The organism is Enterococcus sp. MSG3290, assembly GCF_050555565.1.
In the GTDB taxonomy this organism is placed as follows: Bacteria; Bacillota; Bacilli; order Lactobacillales; family Enterococcaceae; genus Enterococcus_B; species Enterococcus_B faecium.
Genome location: NZ_CP187862.1, coordinates 1,627,136 through 1,650,651, shown reverse-complemented (window position 1 = coordinate 1,650,651; position 23,516 = coordinate 1,627,136). Strand labels below are relative to the sequence as shown.

General features: G+C 38.9%; 21 protein-coding genes. 18 read left to right on the top strand and 3 right to left on the bottom strand.

Annotation, left to right across the window (positions count from 1 at the left end; all coding sequences use genetic code 11):
* Positions 1-4: 4 nt before the first annotated feature.
* The 3 genes from msrA (at position 5) to lepB (ending at position 1,450) form a co-directional block, all read left to right on the top strand.
* Positions 5-523: a peptide-methionine (S)-S-oxide reductase MsrA gene (gene msrA, locus IGL31_RS07880; protein ID WP_002288397.1), complete on the top strand. Its 519-nt coding sequence runs from the start codon at positions 5-7 to the stop codon at positions 521-523.
* A complete protein-coding gene (locus IGL31_RS07875; protein ID WP_002288398.1) occupies positions 520-747 on the top strand; it encodes a YozE family protein in 228 nt (75 codons plus the stop codon). Before msrA ends, IGL31_RS07875 begins: the two co-directional genes overlap by 4 nt.
* Positions 748-898: 151 nt before the next feature.
* On the top strand, positions 899-1,450 hold the full coding sequence (gene lepB / locus IGL31_RS07870) for a signal peptidase I (RefSeq protein ID WP_002294418.1): 552 nt from the start codon (positions 899-901) through the stop codon (positions 1,448-1,450).
* A gap of 83 nt (positions 1,451-1,533) precedes the next feature.
* On the opposite strand, the gene IGL31_RS07865 is transcribed toward lepB, so the two are convergent.
* Both IGL31_RS07865 and IGL31_RS07860 read right to left on the bottom strand, forming a co-directional pair.
* Entirely contained in the window at positions 1,534-2,076 is a 543-nt protein-coding gene (locus IGL31_RS07865; RefSeq protein WP_081156317.1) for a folate family ECF transporter S component, read from the bottom strand.
* A 236-nt stretch (positions 2,077-2,312) separates the two neighbouring features.
* The gene (locus IGL31_RS07860) at positions 2,313-2,711 is read right to left on the bottom strand and encodes a VOC family protein (protein WP_002298119.1); all 399 of its coding nucleotides are present in this window, start codon (positions 2,709-2,711) and stop codon (positions 2,313-2,315) included.
* 259 nt (positions 2,712-2,970) lie between these two features.
* Between IGL31_RS07860 and ylqF the strand changes: the two genes are divergently transcribed.
* The 10 genes from ylqF (at position 2,971) to IGL31_RS07810 (ending at position 13,917) form a co-directional block, all read left to right on the top strand.
* Positions 2,971-3,831 (top strand): ribosome biogenesis GTPase YlqF, encoded by an 861-nt coding sequence (gene ylqF / locus IGL31_RS07855; protein WP_002296988.1) that lies wholly within the window; start codon positions 2,971-2,973, stop codon positions 3,829-3,831.
* Positions 3,824-4,591 carry a ribonuclease HII gene (locus tag IGL31_RS07850; RefSeq protein ID WP_086300133.1) on the top strand — a complete coding sequence of 256 codons (768 nt, stop codon included), beginning with the start codon at positions 3,824-3,826 and terminating at the stop codon, positions 4,589-4,591. The genes ylqF and IGL31_RS07850 overlap by 8 nt, the downstream gene beginning before the upstream one ends.
* Before the next feature lie 55 nt (positions 4,592-4,646).
* Entirely contained in the window at positions 4,647-5,504 is an 858-nt protein-coding gene (gene dprA, locus IGL31_RS07845) for a DNA-processing protein DprA (RefSeq protein WP_086300132.1), read from the top strand.
* 121 nt (positions 5,505-5,625) lie between these two features.
* Entirely contained in the window at positions 5,626-7,704 is a 2,079-nt protein-coding gene (topA, locus tag IGL31_RS07840; RefSeq protein WP_002288411.1) for a type I DNA topoisomerase, read from the top strand.
* On the top strand, positions 7,673-9,049 hold the full coding sequence (gene trmFO / locus IGL31_RS07835) for an FADH(2)-oxidizing methylenetetrahydrofolate--tRNA-(uracil(54)-C(5))-methyltransferase TrmFO (RefSeq protein WP_002320953.1): 1,377 nt from the start codon (positions 7,673-7,675) through the stop codon (positions 9,047-9,049). The genes topA and trmFO overlap by 32 nt, the downstream gene beginning before the upstream one ends.
* Before the next feature lie 197 nt (positions 9,050-9,246).
* Positions 9,247-10,152 carry a tyrosine recombinase XerC gene (xerC, locus tag IGL31_RS07830; RefSeq protein WP_002288415.1) on the top strand — a complete coding sequence of 302 codons (906 nt, stop codon included), beginning with the start codon at positions 9,247-9,249 and terminating at the stop codon, positions 10,150-10,152.
* A gap of 36 nt (positions 10,153-10,188) precedes the next feature.
* Complete coding sequence (gene hslV / locus IGL31_RS07825) at positions 10,189-10,737, top strand: HslVU peptidase proteolytic subunit (RefSeq protein WP_002288419.1); 549 nt, start codon at positions 10,189-10,191, stop codon at positions 10,735-10,737.
* Between the two features lie 13 nt (positions 10,738-10,750).
* Positions 10,751-12,151, top strand: coding sequence for an ATP-dependent protease ATPase subunit HslU (gene hslU / locus IGL31_RS07820; protein ID WP_002298110.1), 1,401 nt, complete (start codon positions 10,751-10,753; stop codon positions 12,149-12,151).
* A 17-nt stretch (positions 12,152-12,168) separates the two neighbouring features.
* On the top strand, positions 12,169-12,960 hold the full coding sequence (gene codY / locus IGL31_RS07815; protein WP_002290223.1) for a GTP-sensing pleiotropic transcriptional regulator CodY: 792 nt from the start codon (positions 12,169-12,171) through the stop codon (positions 12,958-12,960).
* Between the two features lie 81 nt (positions 12,961-13,041).
* The gene (locus IGL31_RS07810; protein WP_086300131.1) at positions 13,042-13,917 is read left to right on the top strand and encodes an aldose 1-epimerase family protein; all 876 of its coding nucleotides are present in this window, start codon (positions 13,042-13,044) and stop codon (positions 13,915-13,917) included.
* Between the two features lie 131 nt (positions 13,918-14,048).
* Here the strand turns inward: IGL31_RS07810 and plsY are convergent, their stop codons facing one another.
* Positions 14,049-14,687 carry a glycerol-3-phosphate 1-O-acyltransferase PlsY gene (gene plsY / locus IGL31_RS07805; RefSeq protein WP_002296995.1) on the bottom strand — a complete coding sequence of 213 codons (639 nt, stop codon included), beginning with the start codon at positions 14,685-14,687 and terminating at the stop codon, positions 14,049-14,051.
* 126 nt (positions 14,688-14,813) lie between these two features.
* Between plsY and IGL31_RS07800 the strand changes: the two genes are divergently transcribed.
* The 5 genes from IGL31_RS07800 to pflA all read left to right on the top strand — a co-directional run bounded on the left by IGL31_RS07800 (position 14,814) and on the right by pflA (position 23,434).
* Positions 14,814-15,248, top strand: a complete 435-nt coding sequence (locus IGL31_RS07800; protein WP_002298106.1) for a CoA-binding protein — start codon at positions 14,814-14,816, stop codon at positions 15,246-15,248.
* Positions 15,249-15,413: 165 nt separating this feature from the next.
* Positions 15,414-17,459 (top strand): DNA topoisomerase IV subunit B, encoded by a 2,046-nt coding sequence (parE, locus tag IGL31_RS07795; RefSeq protein WP_002324664.1) that lies wholly within the window; start codon positions 15,414-15,416, stop codon positions 17,457-17,459.
* 11 nt (positions 17,460-17,470) lie between these two features.
* Positions 17,471-19,921: a DNA topoisomerase IV subunit A gene (gene parC / locus IGL31_RS07790; protein WP_002296998.1), complete on the top strand. Its 2,451-nt coding sequence runs from the start codon at positions 17,471-17,473 to the stop codon at positions 19,919-19,921.
* 276 nt (positions 19,922-20,197) lie between these two features.
* Positions 20,198-22,429 (top strand): formate C-acetyltransferase, encoded by a 2,232-nt coding sequence (pflB, locus tag IGL31_RS07785; protein ID WP_002289265.1) that lies wholly within the window; start codon positions 20,198-20,200, stop codon positions 22,427-22,429.
* Positions 22,430-22,672: 243 nt separating this feature from the next.
* On the top strand, positions 22,673-23,434 hold the full coding sequence (gene pflA / locus IGL31_RS07780) for a pyruvate formate-lyase-activating protein (protein ID WP_002289264.1): 762 nt from the start codon (positions 22,673-22,675) through the stop codon (positions 23,432-23,434).
* Positions 23,435-23,516 lie beyond the last annotated feature (82 nt).

Here is a 23,516-nt window from a genome sequence, read left to right as displayed (position 1 = left end):
CATAATGGAACGAGCAATATTTGCAGGAGGCTGCTTCTGGTGTATGATCCAGCCTTTCGACACGCTTCCTGGTATCCATACAGTGATGTCAGGATATACTGGAGGGCATGTACCAGATCCGACTTATGAACAAGTAAAAAGCCAAACGACTGGACATACAGAAGCAGTGGAGATTATCTATGATCCAACATTGATTTCATATGAACAATTAGTAGAACTTTACTGGCAGCAAACTGATCCAACTGACGCTTTCGGACAATTCGAGGATCGCGGTGACAATTATCGCCCGGTGATCTTTTATTTGACAGAAGAACAGCGGATCATTGCTGAAAAAAGTAAGAAACAGTTAGCTGAAAGTGGACGTTTCGAACAGCCAATCGTTACAAAAATCGAACCAGCCCAACCATTTTATCTAGCAGAAGAAGACCATCAAGAGTATTATAAAAAGCATCCTGAAAATTTTAAAAGAAACCATGCACGCCGGGCTGCCTTTATCGAAGAAAATTGGAGGAACGAAGGGTGAATCGAAGCTTTTTTCATTATTTAATGACACTGCGAGGCGGTGGCACACATGATGCTTTATCTGTTTTCGCTACAGAAGCCGGTAAAGACATCCAATTTCCTAAGCACAGCTCTAGCTACGAAGAAATTTCTAATTATCTGGAACTGAATGTCGACTATTTGCCGTCCATGGATATCTTTGACGAAGCATGGGAAAAATATTTAGAAAATAATCATGACATATAAGAGATAGTTTTGTACTTTATGATCAAAAAAGTTTTTTGTCCAATAGCCTAATTGAAAGAATTATTTTTATTTCAGCTATCTAGTCGCATTTTTTTGATATTTTTCTTATAATAAAGAAAGAATGAAAAAACGAGGGATGGATTGATAGAGATTGACAAAAAAACAACGCTATATTAATCGCTTCTGGCTTGTATTCAAATACTTACTTGTTTCTGTATTCCTTGCGTTCATGTTGCGGGGATTTTTATTCATCCCGGTACCAGTGGAAGGCAATTCAATGGAAAACGTGTTGAAGCAAGGTGATATGGTTGTGATGGAAAAATTTTCGGAGATCAGACGATTTGATATTGTTGTTTTTCAATTAGCAGATGGCACGATTTATATCAAACGAGTAATCGGTCTTCCAGGAGAAAATGTCAGCTACCAAAATGATCAATTGAAGATCAATGGGAAAGTAGTTAAGGAACCTTATCTAACTAAAAACCTGAAATCAGATCATGCAAATGCATCCTATACGACGGACTTTACACTACAAGAGCTAACGGGACAATCCAAGCTTCCGGAAGATAATTATTTTGTACTTGGAGATAATCGAAGAGTTTCAAAAGATAGTCGTTCGTTTGGCACGATCAATAAAACTGATATTCTAGGTAAAGCAAGATTTGTCTATTATCCACTTGATGAAATAAAATGGATCCAGTGAGAAACAATAAAGCGTGCAGTCTGTTGAGACTGCACGCTTTATTGTTTAATCCAAAATCAGTTTTACTACCTTAGTACGTAAAATCAAACAGCTCGTTTAAACACTTTTCTAGCCTCTAAAGTTTTGATAAATGAATAAACAACCATTATTTGAATAGGGATTTGGATCATATTCCTGATGACTCTACCTAGAAAAATCACTTTGAAATCTGCACCAAACAAAACAGACATCAGCCAAGAATTGATAAAAAGGCTGACTGGGATCATAATCAATAATTGGGCAGCGATGACGGAAGGCAGGTTTATCTTTTTATGATATAAAAATAAGCCATTAATAAATCCACCAAGGAAAGCCGTGATAAGAAAAGCAGCTTGAAACGTTCCTGAACCAAATATCGTGAAATTTAAAGTGTTCGACAACATTTCAAGCAAACCAGCCCAGATCGGTCCATATAGATAACCCATAAGCGCCATACTTAAAAATCCGAATGTGATTTGAAAATAAGTAGGACCAATCGCTATCTTGTATAAGATGACATCAAGGGCTAATAAAAGAGCAGAGGTCGACAACAATCTTGCATTCATTTCGGGCAATCTAAAAACGTCTTTTGCAATCAAAGTGTTCAAAATATTCTCTCCTTTGTCAGTTAATAATAAAAGGATACCATAAAATCACCAATGTGTCATGACACATTGGTGATTTACATACACTGGCATCTAACAATTAAAAAAAGGGTGAGAAGACTGCTTTTATAAACTGTAAAAAAGAGATTGTACGAATGAAAAAAATAGAGGCGGAGAATACTTATCGTATCATCCGCCTTTGTTTTTTTGTTATAAAAAACGTCAGATTAGTTATCTGCTTACATCTTCATCCATACGGGTTCTAATGTATTTCCGTCTAGATCTTGGACTTCTAATGAAAACATTTCTTCTTCAGGCATTCCCATATCAACTTCGTGGAAAGTACCACCATTTTCTTTTGCAATTTGAGCAAATTTTTTTACTTCATCCGCGTTTTCAACACTAAACGAAATCAAAGCACCACTTGTTTTTTTATTATCAGCTATTTCTTTATCTTTTATAAATTTTTTATAAAAATCATGAGAGAGAAGCATTACCCAAAAAGTGTCATCCCATACCATTGAACCAGCTTCTTCAGTAGAAAATTCTTCATTTTTTTTAAAACCCAGCTTTTCATAAAAAGCAACGGAACGATTGACATCAGCAACAGGAAAATTAACAAAAACCATACTATTCATTTGTTTCGTCTCCTTTCTGTTTTGTTCGTCTATCATCTCTTATTTAGGAAACGCTGTCAAAAATTTAGATTCATATATAGAAACCAAAATAAAAATTTACATCATCAAAAAAGTGAAGATGTGATAGAATGAGGACTGGTTCACTTTCACTTAACTAATAGATGGAATTTCTTTATAATAAAAAAGTGAATTTATATTGAAAAAGAAAAAAACAAGTAAAGCCGGGGAATATTCCGGTATGAAAGGAATGGAGAGAACAATGACCATCCAATGGTTTCCGGGACATATGGCAAAAGCCCGACGAGAAGTTTCTGAAAAAATGAAATATGTGGACATCGTATTTGAATTGGTAGACGCACGATTACCTCTATCTTCTCGTAATCCAATGCTAGATCAGATCATTCAGCAAAAACCTCGCCTTGTTTTATTGAATAAAGCGGATCTGGCAGATCCACAACAGACAAAGCTGTGGCAAGAATATTTTCGTAAACAAGGCCATCTTGCATTAGCTATCACGGCACAAGAAAGTAAAGGAATTAAAGGTCTAGTACCTGCGGCTAAAGAAGCATTGAAAGAAAAACGGGCAAGAGATGCTGCTCGGGGGATCAAGCCTCGCGCTATTCGGGCAATGGTCTTAGGTATTCCAAATGTTGGGAAATCTACGTTGATGAATCGACTAGTAGGCAAGAAAATTGCACAGACAGGAAATAAGCCTGGCGTAACAAAAGGTCAGCAGTGGCTTCGTTTAGGTAATGAGTTGGAATTGTTAGACACACCAGGGATTTTATGGCCCAAATTTGAAGATGAAGAAATCGGCAAAAAACTAGCGCTGACAGGCGCGATCAAAGACCAGCTTGTCCATTTAGATGATTTAGCGATTTACGGATTAGACTTTTTTGCCCGATATTATTCAGGAAGAATCAGCGATCGTTATGGTTTATCAATCGAGCAAGAAGAAAAATTGGCACCGGAATTACTGATGGATATTACAGCAAAACGTGGGTATAAAGAAGACTATGATCGCGGCAGCGAATTAGTCGTGCATGATATTCGCCAAGGAAAACTTGGACGATACACACTGGATCGTTGCGAAGAAATGGAGCAAAAAAGTGATGACTGAATCCATCCAAAGTATCAAAGAACGATTGAAAAGCATACAGAGAATAGATGATCCTACACTAGAATCATTAAGAAATGATCCACGCAAAGGCGTGCTGCAAGCACTGGCTTCTTTTGAACGACGATTGAAAAAGGAAGCATTAATTAAGGAAAAATATGAAGAAATGTTTTGCTTTGAAAAGCAAGGGTACGCACAAGGTCACCAATGGATTGCCGGCATTGATGAAGTAGGAAGAGGACCATTAGCTGGACCTGTCGTGGCAGCTGCAGTTATCTTGCCGAAAAATGAGATCATATTAGGGCTGAATGACTCCAAACAATTATCAGAGAAAAAGCGAGAACTTCTTTATCAACAAGTTCAAGAAAAAGCCCTGGCAATCGGGATCGGGATCGTTGATCAGCAGACAATCGATGATGTGAATATTTATGAAGCAAGTAAATTAGCGATGATCCAAGCAGTAGAAAAATTGTCCATTGTACCAAGCTATTTGTTGATCGATGCGATGACCTTGGATTTGCCTATCCAGCAGGAAAAAATAATCAAAGGGGATGCACGATCTGTGTCGATTGCTGCTGCAAGTATCATTGCTAAAGTATATCGAGACCAATTGATGAAAGAATATGACGTGCTTTATCCTGGATATGGTTTCTCGCATAATGCAGGTTATGGAACAAAGGAACACTTAGAAGGACTTGAACGACAAGGAATTACGCCAATCCATCGTAAAAGTTTTGCACCTGTAAAAAAATATTTACAATAAAAAACAGCCGCTTTTACGTATCTTATTAGAAAGAGAGACGAAAGGCGGTTTTATGATGTATCAAATAGAAGAGAATTTATTGAAACTTGCTTATACAAAAGGAATCAGTAGTCAAGGAAAATGGGCACTTGCTAACTGGATGATGCAGTATCCTTATAAAGAAATCGGATTTGAAGACATCATTAAGATAGGTAAAATAACCACACATCGGGAGCTGTTTCGCAAAAGTTGGCAGGAAATTCACGCTAACTGGGGCAAAATCCAATCGAAACAGTCGTTTATTACTTGCTTTGATCCCCAATATCCCCCTCAGCTACTTCACTTGACCTATCCGCCAATTGTACTGTTTTATAATGGTGATCTATCTTTACTTTCTTGTAACATGTTAAGCGTTGTTGGTGGAAGACACACTTCTGCTTTAGCCAAAAAAACAGTTTATTATTTACTAAAACCAGTGGTAGAAGCTGGATATGTGATCGTCAGTGGCTGCGCGAAAGGGATAGATACATACGGTCACCAAGCAGCAATCTCTCATGGTGGACGGACAATCGCAGTCATTGGAACAGGGATAGAGCAAGTCTATCCTGCTGAAAATCGTGACTTGCAAGAGGTGATTGCAAATGATCATCTTCTTTTGAGTGAATATCCTCCTCAATCCGACCCGAAAAAGCATCGTTTTCCAATGAGAAATCGGATTATCGCAGCTTTGTCTAAAGGAACATGTGTCTTTGAAGCCAAGAAAAAAAGCGGCTCTCTGATAACAGCACAGCAAGCATTGGATCTTGGAAGAACAGTTTTTTCTGTTCCAGGAAATATTTTAACAGAACATTCTACCGGATGTCATCATTTGATCCAAGACGGTGCAGTTTGCACGGTTTCGGGTGAAGATATCTTGGCAGAATTTAAAGAATAACACCATACTTTTCATTTGCTTTTCTTGACAAACGTTTTCTGAATGGATATGATTAGCTACGATTTGTATGAATCCTCTTTTAATAGTAGGAACACGACAATGGAAAGGAGTCCATTCAGTAATGGCGTATAAATATTTAGTGATTGTAGAATCACCTGCAAAAGCCAAGACAATTGAGAAATATCTTGGACGAAACTATAAAGTAATGGCCAGTGTTGGCCATATAAGAGATTTACCGAAAAGTAAAATGGGTATCGATTTTGAAAACAATTATGAACCCCATTATATTTCTATACGCGGAAAAGGCGATGTCATCAAAAGCCTTAAAGCCGCAGCAAAAAAAGCTCAAAAAGTTTACTTGGCAAGTGACCCGGATAGAGAAGGAGAAGCGATTGCTTGGCATTTAGCGTACCTACTTGGGTTGGATCTGAAAGAAAAAAATCGGGTGGTCTTCAATGAAATCACAAAAGACGCAGTCAAAGCAGCTTTTAAGGAACCAAGAACGATCGATGTAGATTTAGTAGATGCACAGCAAGCTCGTCGTACCTTAGACAGAATCGTTGGTTATTCGATCAGTCCTATTCTCTGGCGTAAGGTCAAGAAAGGGTTAAGTGCAGGACGTGTCCAATCTGTCGCTTTAAAAATTATTATTGACCGTGAAAAAGAGATCCGAGAATTTGTTCCAGAAGAATATTGGAGCATCGACGGTAATTTTAAAAAAGCTCGCAAGAAATTCAAAGCAAATTTCTGGGGAATCGACGGTAAGAAAAAGAAATTACCAGATGCACAAAGTGTAAAAGAAGTCACTGCTAGAATTGATGGAACAGACTTCGAAGTTAAAAAAGTAGAAAAGAAAGAGCGCAAAAGAAACCCTGCGAATCCTTTCACTACAAGTAGCTTGCAACAAGAAGCTGCCCGTAAATTAAACTTTCGAACAAGAAAAACCATGATGGTAGCACAGCAATTATATGAAGGAATCACTTTGGGTAAACAAGGAACAGTCGGCTTGATTACATACATGCGTACTGATTCTACCCGGATTGCCGATACAGCAAAAGCAGAGGCCGCAGCATTTATTGAAGATACGTATGGAAAAGAATTTTCTAGACATGATCACCGAAAGATCAAAAATGCTCAAGGCGCACAAGATGCCCATGAAGCTGTGCGTCCAACGAGTGTGCTTCGTACACCAGATGAACTCAAACAATATTTAGATAAAGATCAATTGAAACTTTATACATTGATCTGGTCACGTTTTGTGGCTAGTCAGATGACACCAGCCATTTTAGATACAATGAAAGTGACATTAGAACAAAATGGTGTCATCTTCATTGCGAACGGTTCAAAAATCAAATTCAAAGGATTCATGCAAGTGTATGTGGAAGGTAGAGATGACGGCAAAGAAGAGAAAGAAAATATTCTTCCAGAACTTGAAGAAGGCGATGTAGTCCAATCTGTTGATATTGAACCAAAACAACATTTTACTCAACCACCAGCACGTTTTAGTGAGGCTACGTTGATTCGTGCACTAGAAGAAAACGGGGTAGGGCGACCTTCCACTTATGCACCAACACTTGATACGATCCAAAGACGCTACTATGTAAAATTGACACAAAAAAGATTTGAGCCGACTGAACTAGGAGAAATTGTCAATTCACTGATCTGTGAATTCTTCCCTCAAATCGTCGATATCCATTTCACAGCAGAAATGGAAGGAGATTTGGATAAAATTGAAGAAGGCACGGAAGCGTGGGTCAAAGTGGTTGATCGTTTCTATAAACCGTTTGAAAAAGAACTGACGAATGCGGAAGAAAAAATCGAAAAAATTCAAATCAAAGATGAACCAGCAGGATTCGATTGTGATGTCTGTGGACATCCGATGGTGATAAAATTAGGGAAATATGGGAAGTTTTATGCTTGCAGTAATTTTCCTGATTGTCGGAATACGAAACCAATCGTAAAAGAAATCGGTGTGACTTGCCCAGTATGTCATGAAGGACAAGTCATTGAACGAAAATCTAAGAAAAACAGACTATTCTATGGTTGTTCCCGTTTCCCAGAATGTGAATTCACTTCTTGGGATAAACCAGTGGGCAGAAATTGTCCAAAATGTGACGGATATCTGGTCGAGAAGAAAGTCAAAGGCGGTAAACAAGTAGTCTGTGTAAATGGAGATTACGAAGAAGACATCCAAAAATAATAGAAAAGAGGTTCTTTCATTGAAAATGGTAAATGTTGTTGGAGCAGGGCTTGCCGGAAGTGAAGCTGCTTGGCAGATCGCACAAGCAGGAGTCCCTGTCCGTTTATATGAAATGCGTCCAGTCAAATCGACTGAGGCGCATCACACAAGTAATTTTGCTGAACTAGTATGTTCCAATTCATTAAGAGGAAACAGTTTGGCTAATGCAGTAGGGTTATTGAAAGAAGAAATGCGCCGATTGAATTCGGTAGTAATCACTTCGGCAGATGAAACAGCAGTGCCAGCTGGTGGTGCCTTAGCTGTTGACCGCGATTCTTTTTCTGAAACAATTACCCGAAAAGTCAAAGAGCATCCATTAGTAACAGTGATAAACGAAGAAATCACTGAAATACCGGAAGGAATCACCGTAGTAGCAACAGGACCTTTGACTTCTCATCCATTAGCAGAAAGCATCAAAGCATTCAATGGTTCAGATGGTTTTTATTTCTATGATGCAGCTGCACCAATCGTAGACAAAGCTACGATCGATATGGATAAAGTATATTTGAAGTCCCGCTATGACAAAGGAGAAGCAGCTTACTTGAACTGTCCGATGACAGAAGAGGAATTCAAAGCTTTCCATGAGGCACTAATCAATGCCGAAGTGGCAGAACTTAAATCTTTTGAGAAAGAAAAATATTTTGAAGGATGTATGCCAATTGAAGTAATGGCACAGCGAGGATTCAAAACGATGCTTTTCGGACCTATGAAACCAGTTGGATTGGAAGATCCTAAAACTGGCAAACGTCCTTATGCTGTTATCCAGCTGCGTCAAGACAATGCTGCAGCTTCTTTATACAACATCGTGGGCTTTCAGACTCACTTGAAATGGGGCGAGCAAAAACGTGTTTTCCGGATGATTCCTGGGTTAGAAAATGCTGAATTCGTTCGCTATGGTGTGATGCACCGAAACAGCTTTATGAATTCGCCAGAATTGCTGAAACCGACTTACCAATCAACGAAACGCGAAGATCTGTTCTTTGCAGGTCAGATGACTGGTGTAGAAGGCTATGTTGAAAGTGCAGCGAGCGGACTACTTGCTGGAATCAACGCCGCACGCTTAGCAAAAGAAATGGAACCAGTCGAGTTTCCACAAGAAACAGCTATTGGAAGTATGGCATACTACATTACTCATGCGGAAGGAAAACATTTCCAACCGATGAATGCCAACTATGGTCTGTTTCCTGAACTGCCAGAGCGCATTCGAGACAAAAAAGCAAGATATGAAGCAATTGCACAACGAGCTTTAAAAGCTAATGAGGCAATAAAAACAGAATTAGAAAAAACTGCAATCCCAAATGAGTAAGGAAACTCCATGAAGAGGGTGAGACGGATAGTCTCGCTCTTTTTCTTGCGTTTTTCTTAAGAATTTCTCAAACAAAATGTGAGGAATTGCGCCAATTGTGAACAAACTTAGAAATATTGGTTAAATTCTGACAATTTATTTGTCTTTTTATAAACGCTGTGCTAAATTATTCTCTGGGACAAAAGGAAGGTGAGAAAATGACAGAAGCCACGTGGGAACAAAAATTTTTGCGTTATTTGATTGTCGAAAGAGGATATTCAGAAAAAACGAAAGAAGCATATGAAGAAGACATTCTCCATTTCAAACATTTTTTGGAGGAATCTGGAGACGCTGATCTGCTGAAGGCGGAATATTTTACGGTTCGTGTCTATTTGAGTGCATTAGCTGATCATCGTCCTAGCTATAGCAGAAATTCTATCAGTCGCAAGATAGCCAGCCTACGTTCGTTTTATCAGTATCTTCTCAAAGAAGAAGTGATAAAAGAAAATCCATTTTCTTACGTTCATCTCAAAAAGAAAAATTTGAGACTGCCACGTTTTTTTTATGAAAATGAAATGCAAGCACTTTTTGACAGCGTAGCAGGAGATAGTCCTTTGGATTTGAGGAACCGCGCTTTACTGGAAGTCCTTTACGGGTCAGGCATCCGTTTAAGTGAGTGTAGCAGTTTGTCGGTATCAGACATTGATTTTGATTCAGAGGTCATGTTGATCCATGGTAAAGGGAACAAAGAGAGATATGCTCCTCTAGGTTCTTTTGCTCAAGATGCTCTGCAAGAATATTTCAGGGAAGGCCGCCAGGTATTGATGACAAAATATCACGAAGAGCATGATATCGTTTTTGTGAATCATCATGGAAAACCAATCACGCCTACTGGAATTGAATATGTCTTGAATCAAATGATCAAAAAAAGCAGTTTGGATAGTGATATCCATCCTCACATGCTGCGCCATACATTTGCTACTCATTTATTAAATAATGGGGCAGATTTGCGGACAGTCCAAGAATTGCTAGGACATGCCAATTTATCGACTACCCAGATCTATGCCCATGTAACAAAAGAAAGTTTACAAAAAAACTATCGTTCTTTCCATCCAAGAGCGTAAAAATAAGGAAAAGAACAAATTTAGGAGGAAACAAACATGGTCGAATCACCATTTCATTCAACCACTATCTGTGCCGTCGAAAAAGACGGGAAATTTGCTATGGCTGGAGATGGCCAAGTAACAATGGGTGAATCTGTTGTCATGAAAGGCACTGCAAAGAAAGTACGACGTATCTACAATGGAGAAGTTGTTGTAGGTTTCGCCGGAAGTGTTGCAGATGCGTTTACTTTAGAAGAAAAATTTGAAGGCAAACTAAACGAATATAACGGGAATCTACAACGCGCAGCTGTCGAATTAGCTCAAGAATGGCGGACACAGCAATCTATGCAAAAACTTGAAGCGATGCTGATCGTAATGAATGATAAAGAAATGCTTCTTGTTTCAGGTACAGGAGAAGTTATCACACCAGATGATGGTATCTTAGCTATCGGATCAGGAGGGAATTTTGCGTTGGCTGCAGCCCGAGCAATGAAAAACTATGCTCAAAACGACATGAGTGCGAAAGAAATTGCAGAAAATGCGTTAAATATTGCCGCAGATATCTGTATCTTTACTAATCATAATATTATCGTAGAAGAACTGTAAGAGGTGAGTAGATATGTATGAATTAAAACAAACACCAAGACAAATCGTAAGTGAATTAGATGAATATATCGTAGGACAGCACGCAGCAAAAAAATCTGTTGCCGTTGCTTTGCGTAACCGCTATCGCCGTTTGCAGTTAGATGAAAAAATGCAACAAGATATTACACCAAAAAATATGCTGATGATCGGACCTACAGGGGTCGGTAAAACAGAAATCGCACGACGTTTGGCAAAAATCGTCAATGCACCATTTGTCAAAGTCGAAGCAACAAAATTTACTGAAGTCGGTTATGTCGGAAGAGATGTAGAATCAATGGTTCGGGATTTAGTAGAAAATGCGATCCAAATCGTAGAAAAAGAGCAGTACAGCCGTGTATACACAAGTGCTAAAAAAAATGCAGAAAAACGTTTGGTAAAAATCTTGGTACCTGGTATAAAAAAAGAACAGAAACAATCCACTAATCAATTTGAACAAATGATGAATCTTTTTAATGCTAGTCAGCAAAATACCGCTGAACCGCAAGAAGAAGTGACAGAAGATATTCGAATCAATCGCCGTACAGTCTTGGAACAACTACAAAAGGGTTTACTGGATAGTCGTGAAGTAACCATTGAAGTTGAAGACCAAAAGAAACCTGCACCAATGATGAACAATGGATTGGAGCAAATGGGGATCGACCTAAATGAAACTCTAGGTGCTTTGACACCGAAGAAAAAAGTGGAACGGACGGTAACAGTCAAAGAAGCTTTAGAGTTATTGATCAAGGAAGAATCAGCAAAATTAGTCAAGGATGCTGATATCCATAGTGAGGCAATCAAATTAGCGGAAGAAAGTGGAATTATTTTTATCGATGAAATCGATAAGATCACTTCTAAATCACAGCAATCTGGAGAAGTATCCAGAGAAGGCGTTCAAAGAGACATATTGCCAATTGTCGAAGGTTCACAAGTAAATACAAAATACGGGATCATCCAAACAGATCATGTCTTATTCATTGCTTCAGGAGCGTTCCATTTATCTAAACCGAGTGATTTGATTCCAGAACTCCAAGGGCGTTTCCCAATACGGGTAGAATTAGATGATTTGACAGCTGAAGATTTTGTGAAAATTCTGACTGAACCGAATAATGCTTTAATAAAACAATATGTAGCATTGATTGGTACAGAAAATGTGTCAGTTACGTTTACAAAAGAAGCAATTGAACGGATCGCTCAAATCGCTTTCGATGTCAACCGTGACACAGATAATATCGGCGCACGCAGACTGCATACCATTTTGGAAAAACTACTAGAAGATCTATTATTTGAAGCACCAGATATGCAAATGGGAGAAATAACGATCACAGAAGCATATGTGGATGACAAACTTGGCTCAATTGCGGCAAATGAAGATTTAAGTCGCTATATTTTATAAAAAATCGGAGGACGACAATGACAGACTTGCTAACGAAAACCCGCAAGATAAACACACTTTTGCAGCAAAAGAATACTTTTGACATGCAAGCAGATTTGCCTTACGATAAAATGGCTGTCACACTAGGTGGTATTCTTGACAGCAACACCTATATCATAGGAAGTGACGGAGTATTACTAGGTTATAATGAACGTCACGATGTGAACAATGAACGAATCAAAACAATGTTTGTTGAGAAACAATTTCCTGAATCTTATACTGATACAGTGGCACAGTTGATGAAAACTGAAGCTAATATCCCAATTACTAGTGATATTACTGCATTTCCGGTAGAGTCAAGAGAGAAATATCCATTTGGTCTGACGACTGTCGTTCCGATCTTTGGAGCTGGCGAACGTTTGGGTACGATTATCTTATCTCGTATGGAACAATCGTTTGCAGATGACGATCTAGTCTTAGCAGAATATGGAGCTACGGTTGTCGGTATGCAGATCCTTTATCAGAAGTCTCGAAGCATCGAAGCAGATGTACGGAGTGCAACGGCTGTCCAAATGGCAATCAACACATTATCTTATAGCGAATTGAAGGCTGTACAAGCTATCTTTGAAGCATTGGATGGAGATGAAGGTCGTCTGACTGCTTCTAATATTGCCGATAGTATCGGCATCACTCGTTCTGTGATCGTCAATGCTTTACGAAAATTGGAATCAGCTGGAATCATTGAATCTCGTTCGTTAGGCATGAAGGGAACTTATTTAAAAGTATTGAATTCCCGTTTTAAAGACGAGTTAGCAAAACACAGTTATTAGAAGTAAGGGGACTGGGGCAGATAGAAATGTTTGTTCCAGCCTTCCCATTTTAAAAAGTAAGTCGAAGTTGGAGGAATGGCAATGACTGTTATTATTCAAAATGACCAGCTGATCGCCGAAATCGCTGAACACGGTGCGGAATTGATCAGTCTGAAATCAAAAGAACATGGTTTAGAGTATATCTGGCAAGGTGATCCAGCGTATTGGGGCAGACATGCACCGGTTTTATTCCCTTTTGTTGGACGTTTAAAAGATGATCAGTATGTTTATCAAGGGAAAACATATCAAATGGGGCAACACGGATTTGCTCGGGATATGGATTTTGAAGTCATTGAACATGGACAAGAAATGGCTAGTTTCATCTTAAGGAGTACGTCGGAGACATTAGAAAAGTATCCATTTGATTTTGAATTAGTGATCAGCTATGAATTAGGAGGAGACGGCATCACGGTTCATTATCAAGTGGCAAATACCGGTGAAAAAGAAATGTTCTTTTCTATCGGTGGACATCCTGCTTTCAATGTACCTCTTGAAGAAGGATTGTCATTTGAAGATTTCTATCTGGCATTTTCTCCATTGAAATCAAGATTACGCCTACCATTGAAAGGCCCATTCATCGATATGGATCAAAAGACGTTAGGTCAGACAAATACGAATCTGGCTTTGAATCGTGAACTTTTTGAGCAAGATGCCTTGGTTTTTGAAACAAGGGGTCTAAATGCGTACGCCATTCGAAGTGAAAAATCTTCCCATAGCGTAACTTTAAGCTATAAAGATATGCCTTATGTAGGGATCTGGTCTCCTTATCCAAAAGAAGCGCCTTTCGTTTGTATCGAACCGTGGTGCGGAATCGCTGACACGGTGAACAGTAGTGGAAACTTGATGGAAAAAGTAGGGATCAATCAACTAGGTGCCCATGAAATCTTCAAGACAAAATATTCCATCACAGTGAAGTAAGAGGTTGTGACCGAGAAGTTAGCAGGGAACACCGTTTACCAAGGTGTGTAAAAAAGCTATCCTGTAAGTAATAAGGGAGTGTGACATCGATTTGTCACACTCCCGTTTTATCTCTTTGGAATGAAAAAGTATCAGGATTTTTTCTTGCTGCTATTCAAACCAAACGGGATTCGACTTTCAGTATGGTTTCTGATACGCTTGATATTGTCTTTATGCCGATAAAAGATAAAGGAAGAAACTAAAAAGGCAATGATCGTCAGTAACCAATTGGGCTTAGCCAAAATCACAGGAGCTACATAAGGAAGGACGATCGTAGATAAAGTGATCAATACTGCACTGATCATACTGCTCAAACTCACCATACTTGTACAAAATAAACTAACGATAAAGATGATACAAGAATAAACAAAAAATACAGGATTAAATCCTAAAAGCATTCCTGCACTTGTCGCAACAGCTTTTCCTCCTTTGAACCCAGCAAAAATCGGAAATGTATGGCCAAGAATGGCGCATACCCCAAACCAAAGAGGGTTAATCCCAGAAAGATGGAAGATCATCGGCAAACAAGTAGCCAATGTACCTTTTAAAATATCCATAAGCAGGACAACAATCCCGGCTGTTTTGCCTAATACACGAAATGTATTGGTCGTTCCAGTATTACCGCTCCCGTGTTGTCGGATATCTTTTTTGAAAAACAATTTGCCAATCCAGACACCGGAAGGAATAGAACCTAAAAGATATGCTAAAATAAGTAATAAGATCAATTTCATTTTTTACCCTCTTTCAAGTTGAAAACTATCCTTTATTTTAGCATGAATAGGTAACAGGAACAATTGAAAAAATGAAAGATACAAGTATAATAGATGGAATAAAAAGAAAAGCAAGGGGTGGCAGAAATGTCTGTAAAAAATCCAACACAAGAAACGATTTTCAACTATTTGGAAGAAGCAAAAAATATTGCCGTCGTAGGCTTGAGCAATAAACCAGAACGAACAAGTTACATGGTTGCACAGGTATTGCAAGACAATGGATATAAAATCATACCAGTAAATCCATTATTGGCTGGTGAAGAAATTCTAGGCGAGAAAGTCTATGCGAATTTGACAGAAATCGATGATCCAATCGATATCGTAGATGTATTTAGACGGAGTGAATTTTTACCTGAAGTAGCAGATGATTTTTTGAAAACTGATGCTAAAGTGTTCTGGGCACAATTAGGGATTGAAAACAAAGAAGCAGCTGAGATGCTAAGAAAAGCAGGACGTACAGATATCGTGATGGATCGTTGTATTAAGATTGAACTTGGTAAGTTGAAAGAAAACCAAAAATAAAAATGACCACAAAGAAGAGATGATCGATAGAGGGGAATGTCGAAAAAGCGGTTAGGAGATAATTAAAATTGATTTCTCGTCTACCCTCTTTTTTTTCACGACCTTTTCTAGTATGATAATCGTGGTGCGGTTTTGCCGCAAAGTATTATTGAAGGAGCGTTTGCCTTGGCAAAAAAAGTAAACAACGAATACAATGACTCGTCCATCCAAGTATTGGAAGGATTAGAGGCAGTTAGAAAAAGACCAGGGATGTACATTGGATCCACTGACAGCCGAGGCTTGCATCATTTAGTCTATGAAATCGTCGATAATGCAGTTGACGAAGCATTATCAGGTTATGGCAGTGAGATTGATGTGACCATCCATGAAGACAATAGTATAACTGTTGCAGATAGCGGACGTGGGATGCCTGTAGGAATGCATGCTTCCGGAATACCAACAGTTGAAGTGATTTTTACTGTGCTGCATGCTGGCGGAAAGTTTGGTCAAGGAGGGTACAAAACTTCTGGTGGACTGCACGGTGTAGGAGCCAGTGTGGTAAATGCCTTATCGAAATGGCTAACTGTAACGATCGTTAGAGATGGCGTAGAGTATCAGCAGAAATTTAAAAACGGCGGTAAACCTGACGGTACGTTGAAAAAGATAGGAAAAACAAAAAAAGCAAACGGGACGACTGTCCATTTTTTACCAGACGATACAATATTCAGTACAACGAAATTTTCATATGAAATTTTAGCCGAACGGTTAAGAGAATCTGCCTTTCTTCTAAAAGGCGTTAAAATCTCTCTTTCTGATCTTCGTGGAGAAGAACCAGTCAAGGAAATTTTTCATTACGAAGAAGGAATCAAAGAATTTGTTGATTATCTGAATGAAGAAAAAGATACATTGACACCAGTTGTTTATTTTTCAGGAGAAAAAGAAGGTATCGAAGTAGAGGTCGCTTATCAATACAATGACGGGTATTCAGAAAATGTCTTATCTTTTGTCAATAACGTTCGGACAAAAGATGGGGGAACCCATGAAGCTGGTATGAAAGCGGCGATGACGAAATCTTATAACGAATATGCGAGAAAAGTTGGTTTGCTGAAAGAACGGGACAAGAATCTGGAAGGTAGTGATTTCAGAGAAGGGTTAGCTGCTGTACTTTCTATCCGTGTACCTGAAAATCTTCTGCAATTTGAAGGGCAAACAAAAGAAAAACTTGGTACGCCAGTTGCTCGTACCGTAGTAGATAACGTCATCAGTGAACAAATGGGCTTTTATTTGCAGGAAAATAGCGAAATGAGCCAGATGTTGGTCCGTAAAGCAATCAAAGCCAGAGAAGCGAGAGAAGCAGCACGTAAAGCCAGAGAAGAAAGCCGAAATGGGAAGAAGCGTAAAAAAGGCGAATCTCTTCTTTCAGGAAAATTGACACCCGCACAATCCCGAAACCCTAAGAAAAATGAATTGTATTTAGTCGAAGGGGATTCTGCTGGCGGATCTGCTAAACAAGGAAGAGACAGAAAGTTCCAAGCAATTCTACCTTTACGAGGAAAAGTCATCAATACCGAAAAAGCTAAAATGCAAGATATCTTGAAAAATGAAGAAATCAATACGATGATCTATACGATTGGTGCAGGAGTCGGTCCTGAGTTTTCTATCGAAGACTGTAATTACGACAAAGTAATCATCATGACCGATGCGGATACAGACGGCGCCCATATTCAAGTATTGCTGCTTACTTTCTTTTATCGCTATATGAAACCGCTGATTGAAGCTGGGAAAGTATATATCGCGTTACCGCCTTTATATAAAGTATCCAAAGGACAAGGTAAGAAACAAGTCATTGAATATGCGTGGACAGATGACGAATTGGCAGCAATGATTAAAAAAGTCGGCAAAGGATATATGCTGCAGCGGTATAAAGGACTTGGAGAAATGAATGCGGAACAATTGTGGGAAACAACGATGGATCCAACTTCCCGTACGTTGATCCGCGTCCGTATCGACGATGCTGCGCAAGCTGAGCGTCGAGTAACCACACTAATGGGTGACAAAGTAGAACCTCGAAGAAAATGGATCGAAAATCACGTACAATTTACGCTCGAAGAAGATGGCAGTATCTTAGATAAAAAAGAGGATACTGAAATCTCTCCTTCAGTTTCTAATGATTTATTAGATGAAGAACGAGCAGATAAAAATGAAAAAAATCAGTTATTTGAAGTAGAATAGGAGGTCACCTGATGGAAAATCGACAAGAAGTACAAGAATTAACTTTAGAAGAAGTGATGGGTGACCGCTTCGGACGTTATTCCAAATATATTATCCAAGAACGTGCACTGCCTGATATCCGTGATGGATTGAAGCCAGTGCAACGCCGGATATTATTTGCCATGAACAAAGATGGCAATACGTATGACAAAGGATTCCGTAAATCAGCAAAATCTGTCGGAAATATCATGGGGAATTATCATCCTCATGGTGACAGCAGTATTTATGAAGCGATGGTCCGCATGAGCCAAGACTGGAAGTTGCGGGAAGTACTGATCGAAATGCACGGGAATAACGGGAGTATGGACGGTGATCCACCTGCTGCGATGCGTTATACTGAAGCCAGATTATCCAAGTTAAGTGGAGAGATGCTAGCAGATATCGAAAAAGAAACAGTCGATCTCGTGTGGAATTTTGATGATACAGAAAAAGAACCAACAGTCCTTCCAGCTCGATACCCAAACCTTCTCGTCAATGGATCGACAGGTATATCTGCTGGATATGCAACAGAAATCCCGACTCATAACTTAGCTGAAGTGATCGATGGCACAATCTATATGATCGATCATCCACAAGCGAGCCTTGAAAAATTGATGGAATATATTCCTGGACCTGACTTTCCAACAGGAGGGATCTTGCAAGGAAAAGATGAAATCAAAAAAGCTTATGAAACAGGGCGAGGAAAAGTTATTCTTCGTTCGAAAACAAAGATAGAAGCAATGAAGGGTAATAAACAGCAAATCGTGATCACAGAAATCCCATATGAAGTAAATAAAGCGACCTTGGTGAAAAAAATGGATGAGATCCGTTTGAATAAGAAAATCGATGGAATAGCTGAAGTACGAGATGAAAGTGATAGAACAGGTCTGCAAATTGTCGTCGAATTGAAAAAAGACGCCAATGCTCAAGGAATTTTGAATTATTTGTTCAAAAACACTGAGCTACAGATCAATTACAATTTCAATATGGTCGCTATCGACCATATGACTCCGCATCAAGTTGGACTGAAAGACATTTTAAGAAGTTATATCGAGCATCGAAAGCAAGTCATAACAAAACGTAGTCAATTCGATTTAGCCAAAGCTCAAAAAAGACAGCATATCGTAGAAGGATTGATGAAAGCTTTATCGATTCTGGATGAAGTAATCGCAACGATTCGTGAAAGTAAAGACAAAAAAGACGCCAAAAAGAATTTAGTCGACGTCTTTCAATTTACAGAAGAACAAGCAGAAGCAATTGTCACATTGCAATTATACCGTTTGACGAACACGGATATCACAGAGCTTCAAAAGGAATCCGAAAGCTTGATTGCGCAAATCACAGAGTTGAATAAAATCCTTTCAAATGACAAAGAGCTTTTCTCTGTTATGAAAAAAGAATTGCGAGAAGTGAAAAAAAATTATTCTTCCGCTCGTCTAACGACAATCGAAGACGAAATCGAAGAAATCAAAATTGATACGCAAGTCTTAGTGGCACAAGAAGACGTAATTGTCAGTGTGACGCGAGAAGGCTATGTGAAGCGAACAAGCCTTCGTTCTTATAGTGCTTCCAAACCAGAAGAAATCGGGATGCGAGAAGGCGACTACTTGCTATACTCAGGTGAATTGAGTACATTGGACCATGTTCTTCTGATCACAAATAAAGCAAATGTGATCTACCGCCCTGTCCATGAACTACCCGATTTGAAATGGAAAGATGCTGGTGAGCACATTTCTCAAACAATCTCCAATCTGTCTGTAGACGAATCGATTTTAGCTGTTTTCCCATATCAAAAAATTCAAGCAGAGAAAACATTTGTATTCATCAGCAAGAATGGATTGATCAAGCAAACACGAATGACAGAGTTCGAACCATGGCGCACCTATAAGAGCCGTCCGCTCAGCTGTATGAAGCTAAAGGCGGAAGAAGATGAACTGATTGCTGTGTATCTGAAAGAAGATCAGCCAGGCTTAGATGTTTTCTTAGTAACGCATCAAGGAATGGGTTTGCGCTATCCTTTAACAGATGTTCCCGTTGTTGGAGCAAAGGCAGCTGGAGTGAAGTCTATGAATTTGAAAGATGGAGATAGGATTATCAACGGGCTGCTTGTGTTAGCAGAAGGTGATACGCCGATCGTAATCGTTACTCAGCGAGGAGCTGTTAAACGCATGCTTGCTCAAGAAATCAGCCAAACTTCACGTGCGAAGCGGGGAGTGACGGTCATGCGTGAGCTGAAAAAAAATCCGCACCGTATTATCTATATGTCGGAAGGAAGATCAAAAGAAATAACCTTGATGAATCAAAAAGGGCAGCAGTTAACGATTGACCCAACTGATTTCCCTATAGGTGATCGAACATCGAATGGATCATTTGCGATGGATGAGAAAAAAGGTGGAGAAGTCATCGAAGTTATCGATGCTCCTGAGATTTTCATCGAGTCGTAACTGTTGTAGTATTTTAATGAAGAGACGCCATCTGTATTAATACAGATGGCGTCTCTTTTTCATTCATTTTTAATAAATCCTTATACGTTTGCAAAAAAAGATGAAAGTGTTCACAATGCTTAAATGTTGGTATGTCAACGTTGATTTAAATATATGTAAATAAAATATAAAAATTGTTAAATAAAAAACAAGAAAACCCTTGCAAAGATAGGGTGCTGTGTTATACTAATCACGTAAAAACTGTTACATAAAACAGAAATTTAGGAGGTCCATACAATGGAGCAATGGAATGGATTTAAAGGTACCAAATGGAAAGAAGGCGTAGACACTAGAGACTTTATTCAAAATAACTACACTGAATATCGCGGTGATGACAGCTTTTTGGAAGGCCCAACAGAAGCAACAGAAAAATTATGGGATGAATTGCAAAAGTTAAATGATATCCAATTCGAGCGTAACGGTGTCTATGATATGGACACAGAAATCGTATCAACTATTACTTCACACGATGCAGGCTATTTGGATAAAGATTTGGAAAAAATCGTCGGTCTACAGACAGACAAACCTTTGAAACAAGCATTCATGCCGTTCGGCGGAATCAATATGGCTAACAATGCGCTAAAAAGCAATGGCTATACACCAAACGATGAATTGACACATATTTTCACTGACTGGCGCAAAACACATAATCAAGGTGTATTTGACGCTTATACTGCTGAAATGCGTGCTGCTCGTAAAAACAAAATCATTACAGGGCTTCCAGACGCTTACGGTCGCGGACGTATCATCGGTGACTATCGTCGTGTGGCATTGTATGGAATCGACTATTTGATGGAACAAAAGAAAAAAGATCATGATATGACTGGTTATCATACAATGAGTGAAGAAGTGATTCGTTTACGTGAAGAAATCACTGAACAATATCGTGCATTAGCGCAAATGAAAGAAATGGCTGCGAAATATGGCTATGATATTTCTAAACCAGCTGCAAATGCAAAAGAAGCTGTCCAATGGCTATACTTCGGATATTTAGCAGCAATCAAATCACAAAATGGTGCTGCGATGTCAATCGGACGTATCTCAGCATTCCTTGATATCTATATCCAACGTGATTTGGATAATGGAGTAATCACAGAAAAAGAAGCACAAGAATTGATCGACCACTTAGTAATGAAATTACGTATGGTCAAATTCGCGCGTACACCTGAATATAACCAATTATTCTCAGGATTCCCTATCTGGGCTACTTTATCCATTGCAGGTATGGGGTTAGATGGTCGTTCATTAGTTACAAAGAATGATTTCCGTCTGCTTCATACATTAACAAATATGGGACCTTCACCAGAACCAAACTTGACTGTTTTGTATTCTGAACACCTTCCAGAAGGATTCAGAACATATGCTAGCAGAATCGCTATCGAAAGTTCTTCGATTCAATTCGAAAATGATAATCAGCTTCGTGAACAATGGGGTTCTGATGATTGTGCGATTGCTTGCTGTGTATCAGGAACAGTTGTCGGAAAAGACATGCAATTCTTTGGTGCTCGTGCTAACTTGGCTAAAACACTATTATATGCCATCAATGGCGGAGTCGATGAAGTGACTGGCGCCCAAGTTGGACCAGAATATCGTCCAATCACATCAGAAATACTAGACTTTGAAGAAGTGAAACATAACTTCATGAATATGATGGATTGGTTAGCAGAACTATATGTCAATACGTTGAACATCATTCATTATATGCATGATAAATATTCTTATGAAGCAGCTCAGCTGGCTTTGATGGATTCTGACTTGCAACGCACATTTGCTACAGGTATTGCTGGGATCTCTCATGCGGCAGACAGCTTGTCAGCGATCAAATATGCAAAAGTAAAAGCAATCCGTAATGAAAAAGGAATAGCAGTTGATTTTGAAGTGGATGGCGACTTCCCTAAATACGGAAATGATGATGACCGTGCAGATGAATTAGTTTCATGGATCTTGGAATACTTCATGGGACAAATCAAACGTCATAAAACTTACCGCAACTCAAAACCAACAACTTCATTATTGACGATTACTTCAAATGTTGTTTACGGTAAAAATACAGGAAATACTCCTGATGGCCGTGAAGCTGGAAAACCACTTGCGCCAGGAGCAAATCCAAGTTACAATGCGGAACAAAGTGGGTTATTAGCTAGCCTGAACTCAACAGCTAAAATGAATTACGGCTGTGCATTGGATGGAATTTCAAATACCCAAACAATCAATCCTTCAGGTCTTGGAAAAGAACAAGATACAAGAATCGAAAACTTGCGTAATGTCTTAGATGGATACTTCTCAAAAGGAGCTTATCATTTGAATGTCAATGTATTCAGTAATGATTTATTGCGTGATGCAATGGAAAATCCAATGAAATATCCGAACTTGACGATCCGGGTATCTGGTTATGCAGTTAAATTCCGTGACTTGACAAGAGAACAACAATTAGATGTCTTGATGAGAACTTCACACGACAGAATGTAAAAAGTTCGTGAAAAAAGTTTTTCGACTTAGCGTCGAAAGGACGTTGAATAGCCATCGCATCAAAATCGAATAATCAGTATGCTTATTTGAAAGAAACGATTTACAGGGGCAGGACTTGTATGTTCCGTCCCTGTAAATTTTACACATAACGAAGCGGCAATTGCGAAAAATTTTGTTCAGAAAGCTTCGCTTCGACAGCTAACTTGTACTTAAAATGAAATCAAAGAAAAGATGTGAACTTAAATGGAAGAAAAAACAATCGGCTATGTTCATTCTATCGAAACTTTCGGTTCAGTAGACGGACCTGGACTGCGCTTTGTCGTGTTTATGCAAGGATGCCGCATGCGTTGCCAATTTTGTCACAATCCAGATACTTGGAATATTGGCGGAGGGAAAGAATACACAGCAGATGAACTTTTAGATAAAGCAGAACGCTTCAGACCTTACTGGGGAGATAAAGGTGGTATTACTGTTAGTGGTGGAGAACCTCTATTGCAGATCGATTTTTTGATCGAACTATTTAAAAAAGCAAAAGAGCGGAAGATGCATACTACATTGGATACATGCGGAAAACCTTTTACGTATGAAGAACCTTTCTTTTCACGTTTTCAAGAATTGATGAAGTATACAGATTTACTGTTATTTGACATCAAACACATCGATAATGAAGAGCATAAAAAACTAACGCATTGGGACAATGAAAATATTTTAGAAATGGCTCAATATTTGTCAAAAATCAACAAACCGGTTTGGATTCGCCATGTACTAGTTCCTGAGCGAAGTGATTATGATGAATATTTGATCCGACTAGACAACTTTATTCAAACCTTGTCAAATGTAGACAGAGTAGAGATTCTTCCTTATCATACGATGGGAAAATACAAGTGGGAAACACTTGGTTTGAAATATCCATTAGAAGGGATCGAACCACCTACAAAAGAACGTGTCGAAAATGCTAAACGATTGCTTCATACAGAAGAGTATACAAAATATTTAACGCGATAGGTCGCATCGGAAAGAAGATAAGTATTGCTTCTTTCCGTTTTTTTGCTATTATTAAATAGGAGAAATCACAAAGGAGCGAATG